2 protein-coding genes are annotated in these 5250 nt (G+C 42.3%); both read left to right on the top strand.

Translation table 11 applies throughout. The features are described from left to right. Nucleotides 1–4702 (top strand): non-ribosomal peptide synthetase (locus N480_RS17055; protein WP_155732884.1); only part of this gene is annotated, 4702 nt, incomplete at its 5' end. Next, the coding region (locus tag N480_RS17060; RefSeq protein ID WP_196761512.1) for a beta-ketoacyl synthase N-terminal-like domain-containing protein at nucleotides 4699–5250 on the top strand (552 nt) is incomplete at its 3' end. The genes N480_RS17055 and N480_RS17060, both read left to right, overlap by 4 nt.

Consider the following 5250-nt stretch of genomic DNA (forward strand, 5'->3'; position numbering starts at 1 on the left):
TAACTTTTTCGAGCTAGGTGGCGACTCAATTCTAGGTATTCAAGTCATCAATAAGACACATCAATGTGGCTTCTCCCTTTCCGTTCGTGAGCTATTTCAATATCAGAGTATTAAGGCCCTCAGTGATTTTATTGGAAGTAAATCAACCGAACTACCCTTGATGCCCTGTGTGACGCCAGAGTCTTTTGCATTATCACCAATGCAAGAGTGGTTTTTTGAGCAAGGCTTCCAGCAGCCTAATCATTTCAATCAATCTCAGCTTATTAAAGTTCGCAGTACGTTGTCGTCCGCTGAACTTCAAACGCGATTACAACAGTTGCTTGAACATCATGATGTATTTTCTTTGCAAATAGGAAGCGACTGTTCACCTCATCAACAGTTTTACAATAGCAATAGCAAGCGTTTAGAACAGTTCACTGTGCTTGACTTAAGTAAACTTGCTAACGACCAGCAATTTGATCAAGTCATGCGCGACTGCCAAAACCTACAATTGCAACTAGATATAGAGAAAGGGGTCTTATGGCAAGTTTGTGTCTTTTACTTAGACCCAGGTGAGCATTATATCTTCCTTTGTGCTCACCACTTATTAATAGATGGAGTTTCTTGGCACATCCTACTTGAAGATATCACGGGGTTATTGGCGGACGTCGATAATGACAATGCGTTACCAGCCAAAACACATTCCTATCAACAATGGGTAAATTACTTAAGTAGTTGGAGTGAAAGTGTCGAAGGAGTTGAACAGCTAGAGTACTGGCGTAACTTTGCATCTAAGCTACCGACAACGGTTGCTAATGGACAATTAAAAGCGGGTGATGACGCCCAAGTTTCTAGTCAAAACTGGCAATTACCCGTTGCGAAATTAAAGGATTTTAGAGATGTAGGCCGCAGTGAGCAGCAATCTATATTGTTGGCTGCTTTTAGCAGTGCATTGACACAAATTGATGAACAACAATATCTTTTGATGCATCTAGAAGGTCATGGGAGAGATGTTCCAGCCCCTTTAAATTTAAGCCATACAGTGGGATGGTTTACTGCTATGGTGCCATTACTCATTGATTGCCGCTCAAATACAGACTTTGAGCGTCACCTTGAAATCATTAATCAAACAATTTCTGATTTACCACAATGGCGAAACGGGTACGGTGTTTTACGTCACCGTAATCAGGTTCGTGAATTAGCTGAAATTAAGCCAACAGTGATTTTTAACTTTTTAGGAACCGTGAACAGCGACAAAAAAAGTGATGACAATACTCACGACACAGTCGTTGAAAAAGTTAACCTGGCGGGAGTTAGTGACATTTCTTCAAGTAATATTGATGAGCACCATATTACACTTAACTTGGTGATCATGGATGGCAATTTACAGTGTCAATGGCGTTATCGTAGTGATATCTATCAGCAAAGTGACATCGAAAAAATTCAGTCCCTCTTTACATCTTTGCTTACCCAGTCAAGTAGCGCCTCTAAACAGGCCATAAAGCCAAGCGAGCCAAGAAAGTTACCTTTGACTCCGTTGCAACAGGGGGTTTTTTTCCATTCTCTTTATGCTCGTAGTACGGCGATATATCATATACATTTAGGGATAGATATTGGCTCAAATATAGATTTCTCTTCACTGAATGAAGCGTGGCGAATTGTAAGAAACCGCCATGAAATGTTGAATATGGTATTCCGTTTAAATGATGAACAGACGCCATACCAGACTCGGGCTTCAGAGTCTGAGCTTTCAAAACTACACTGTGATGACTTAAGCCTCTATACGGAGCAAGAAGCGCACACTGAGTTGTTGAGCATTATCGAAAGGGATAAACGAGTACCACTTGAATTGATGGGAGATGTCCCTATGAGACTGAGGTTGGTTCAGCTGCCTGCGGGGCGAGCCTATCTCAGTTGGGCGTATCATCATTTACTCTTAGATGGCTGGTCAACGTCCATTGTATTATCAGAATTAATGCAAGCGTATTCTGCGGTTGTACGCCAATCAGCTTTACACTTACCGGCAGTTGTAAACCAGTTCACTAACTATGTTGATTATCTTGAGCAGCAGCCTGACGAGCAAGTTAATCGTTATTGGCAAGATTATTTAGCTGGCATTTCTGAGCCGACTACATTACCAATCGTCTCGAATGAGGAGGTGTTATCGGCGCCTAATACGCATACAGAGCACAAAATAAAACTATCCTTAGATGAAACAAGAGGTTTAAAAGCATTTGCTCAAGCGCATCGATTAACGCTAAACACGTTAGTTCAAGGTGCGTGGGCTGCACTTATTTCATCTTATTCGAATGAGCTCGATGTGGTATTTGGTGCGACTGTTTCAGGTCGATCTTTTACGAATATAGACTTACAGTCGTTGGTGGGTGTGACAATAAATACCTTACCGGTGAGGGTTAAACTGTCTCTTGAAGATTCAGTCAGTGATTGGTTACAAAGGATCCAAGCTTGTCAAGCTGAACACCTCAACTACGAAGCTTCACCACTGGTAGAAATACAACGTTGTAGTGAGGTCAGTAATGCAAATACTTTGTTTAACAGTATTGTTGTGTTTGAAAATTACCCAATGGCAGAGGGGCTCAGACATGCTTTGACGGATATTAAGGTGGATGGAATCGACGTTCAAGAACGAACTCACTATCCGATCAGTCTGATGGTGGTGCCTAAAGAACAGTTGGACATGACCTTAGTAGTCAATCAACAAATACTGAGTCAATCAATAGCAGAAAAAATGGCTCAGACCTTGGTTCAAATTCTACAAGAGCTCCCGAAATCGAACACAGTATCGGCACTTCTTTATTCTACGTCTCCAAAAGTCGCGAATTACGAGCCAGACCTAGATAGACCTGCTGAATGTGTTCTTGATATAGTTCACAATCAAGCCGTTAAAACGCCAGAAAATCATGCGATAACAGTTGGCCAATCGCACAGTTCAGAAGCTCCGGTAGTAACTTACAGTGCATTGATGCACTCGGTTGAGCAGTTGGCGCAAGCATTTATCGCCAGTGGCGTTGAACACGGAGATGTGATTGCAATTCAGTTGCCAAGGTCCCCCCAAATTGTTGCCGTCATACTTGCTGTGTGGCGAGTAGGTGCGGCATATTTACCAATAGAAGTGAATGCACCAACTGAGCGGATTGATTTTATGCTCAAAGATAGCGGTGCTAAATTCCTACTACACAGTCAAGGTTGTATCCGTAAAGAGTTGGTAAGCTTTGGCAATAGCTTGTTGTTGGAAGACTTATTGGCTCGGCCTTTTATCAGTCCAGTATCACACAAGGTTAGTGCTTTCGACAAAGATACAGCGGCTTATGTTATATATACTTCTGGCTCAACAGGACGACCTAAAGGGGTCGAGGTGAGCCAGCGTGCTCTCGCTATTTTCTTAAATGATATGCGAAAACGCTTGAGCATATCTGAAAAAGACAGGCTGTTGGCAGTAACCACATACTGCTTTGATATATCACTTTTAGAACTGTTTTTACCGCTTACTTGTGGTGCTGAGGTTGTTTTGCTATCAGATGAACAGATGCAAAACGGTGAGAGTTTAGCGGCACAGATTGATGCAAACAATATTACGCTTATGCAGGCAACGCCAGCAACATGGCACTTATTGCTCGAGAGTCATTGGCGAGGCAAATCGGACTTGATCGCGTTGTGCGGTGGTGAATTCTGGTCAATGGAGTTAGGCAGAAGACTGGGTAGTAAAGTTTCGCAATTGTGGAATATGTATGGCCCAACAGAGGCAACAATTTGGGTAGCTGCGTGCCAAGTTGATTCACAAGCTGAGAAAGTACTCATTGACGGTACCGTCAATGGTGCATCGTTACATGTCTTATCTCGAGCTGGATTACCTGTTCCTGAGGGGGGAGTTGGTAAGTTGTATATCAGCGGGGATACACTTGCGAATGGTTATCGGAACAATCCAAAACTGACCGCAGAGAAGTTTTTATCAAAACTGCCACATACAGATGCGCGACTCTACGATACAGGTGACTTAGCTAGGGTTATGCCACAGGGAAGTGTTCAGTTTCTTGGTCGAGAAGATGATCAAATTAAGTTAAGAGGGTATCGATTAGAGCTTGGGGAGATAGAAAGTATCCTCCTTAAACATGCAAGCGTAGCGCGGGTCGCTGTGGTGATAAAAGACCCCGGACTTGCCAGTGCAACTCTAACTGCCTATCTAGTCATGCGTGAGCAGTGTGAACTGGATACCATCAAACTAACGGAGTTTATGAAGCAGTTTTTACCTGGCTACATGATCCCCAGTCTATGGTTCACCCTTGATGCATTGCCACTTAACACCAATAACAAAGTAGATAAAAAACAACTTGTCGCGAGACAAGATATTTACCAACCACAAAAATCAAGAGCGGGTGCACAATCAAAGACGCAACAATTATTAGTGCAGTGCTGGGCTGAAGTTTTAGCGTGTTCGCCAGATGTCATTAGCATCCATGATAACTTTTTTGATGTTGGCGGAAACTCTCTGCTAATGGCCAAATTAGGTCGTAAGATCACCCATGAATTTGGTAAAGAAATTGGTTACATGGATTTATTCAATTATCCGAGTATCGCTTTGTTCTCAGGTTTCATCGATGAAGAACCAAACGAAAAGCCAGCAGTTAAGATTGATACATCTCGTGCAGCAAAGAAGCGTCAAGCACTAGCACAACAGCAAAGAATAAATAGAAGAAGAAAATGAGTAATTTTGATCAACAGGATATGAGTCAAGCAGTTGCTATTATTGGTATGTCATGCCGTTTTCCAGGTGCAGACGATGTGTCCCAATTTTGGGAGAACATAGCGCAACAAGTAGAAAGTATTGCCCACAATGGAACATCGGTGGGACAAGCATCAAAAAGTGACAATGGGCAACCGCATTTTGTTGATGTTTCAAGTGGTATCGACAATATTGACATGTTCGATGCATCTTTTTTTGGCTATACACCAAACGAAGCAAAGGCAACGGACCCTCAGCACCGAATACTATTGGAAACCTCATATAACGCATTTGAAGATGCGGGCTATGTTGCGTCTCAATTTGATGGGTTGGTAGGTGCTTTTGTTGGGATTACCGCAAGTAGCTATTTTCACAAAAATATTCAGACTAATACTGAACAAAGCGCAAAACTAAATGCTCACCATATATTAATTGGTAATGATAAAAGTTTTGCAGCTACGCGGCTGGCATTCAAAATGAATTTAACAGGTCCCGCTATGAGTGTGGACACAGCATGTTCAACATCTTTA

The organism is Pseudoalteromonas luteoviolacea S2607 (assembly GCF_001625575.1).
GTDB classification, from domain to species: Bacteria; Pseudomonadota; Gammaproteobacteria; order Enterobacterales; family Alteromonadaceae; genus Pseudoalteromonas; species Pseudoalteromonas luteoviolacea_E.